The organism is Chromohalobacter sp. HP20-39, assembly GCF_033052815.1.
Classification (GTDB): domain Bacteria; phylum Pseudomonadota; class Gammaproteobacteria; order Pseudomonadales; family Halomonadaceae; genus Chromohalobacter.
Map to the genome: position 1 here is coordinate 1 of NZ_JAWHTP010000618.1, position 277 is coordinate 277.

Annotated in this window: 1 protein-coding gene; it reads right to left on the minus strand. The window is 54.2% G+C overall.

Features of this window, described 5'->3' with window-relative positions:
• Positions 1-30: 30 nt before the first annotated feature.
• Positions 31-277, minus strand: a 247-nt coding sequence (locus tag RVY79_RS19430; protein ID WP_317466211.1) for a hypothetical protein, incomplete at its 5' end; no start/stop codon positions are given.

Sequence of the window (277 nt, forward strand, 5' to 3'; positions counted from 1 at the left end):
TCAACTCCAGTCAACCGCTCCATCGCCAGCTCATCCCAGCCTCGCCGCCTCCAATTCATCGTCCCAGATCGTCAAATCCTCTTTCGCTTTGATACGATCATCCTTCAGCATCCTTGCGTCTTTCCGCACGTCTTCGCCCTCGACTTCCAGCCGCGCTTGAGGTTCCTTGGCTTCCAGCACATAGTGGTTGTCGCAGTGTGGGCAGTACTCGTCGCTGTCTTCGTACTCGCTCATGTCTTTGCGGAAGACCTTTTTGCACTTCTTACACGCGAATATC